The sequence below is a fragment of the Mycetohabitans sp. B2 genome, from assembly GCF_021733735.1.
In the GTDB taxonomy this organism is placed as follows: domain Bacteria; phylum Pseudomonadota; class Gammaproteobacteria; order Burkholderiales; family Burkholderiaceae; genus Mycetohabitans; species Mycetohabitans rhizoxinica.
On sequence record NZ_JAHKSP010000122.1, the window covers coordinates 1 to 765 of the forward strand.

General features: G+C 62.6%; 1 protein-coding gene. It reads right to left on the reverse strand.

Annotated elements, in window-relative coordinates; translation table 11 throughout:
• Nucleotides 1-765: phosphopantetheine-binding protein (locus KPG66_RS16995; protein ID WP_237071624.1), on the reverse strand; the 765-nt coding region annotated here is incomplete at both ends.

Consider the following 765-nt stretch of genomic DNA (forward strand, 5'->3'; position numbering starts at 1 on the left):
TCTTGTCAATGTCCGCTTGCGTCAGCTCAATGAGCGGCAGCATCGACGGTGTAATCGCAGTTGTGTCGGGCGTGATCGCGTTGGGCGGCACCACCACGTCACGGCGCTGACCCAACGTCTGCGCCAACGCACTGAGCGTCGGTGCCTCAAATAGCGCCCGCACCGACACACTCAAGCCCCGACGCCGCAGACACTCAATGAGCTGCACCGCCAGCAGCGAGTGGCCCCCGAGCGCAAAGAAGCTGTCGTGCCGACCCACACGTTCGACACCCAATAGCTCCGCCCAGATCGCCGCGAGCGTCGTCTCCAGCTCGCCTTGCGGCGCTTCATACGCTTGATGCGCCAGCGCCTCGTCATCCGGTGCGGGCAGTGCACGCCGATCAAGCTTGCCGTTGGGCGTCAGCGGAAACGCATCGAGTCGCACAAATGCGCTGGGCACCATATACTCGGGCAGGCGCGCCGCCACCTGTGCGCGCAGTGTGCTCACGAGTTGCTCATCCTCTCCGGCCTGCACATATGCAACAAGCCGCTTATCCGAGCTCTCGCCTGTTGCTACCACCACCGCGTCGCGCACCTGCGGATGCGCCGTTAAGCACGCTTCGATCTCGCCCGGTTCAATCCGAAAGCCGCGAATCTTCACTTGCTCATCGTTGCGCCCCAAGAATTCTAAGTTGCCATCCGGTAAATAACGCGCCAAATCCCCGGTCTTATACATCCGCGCATCCGGCTCACCCACGAACGGATCGCGCACAAAGCGCTCAGCGG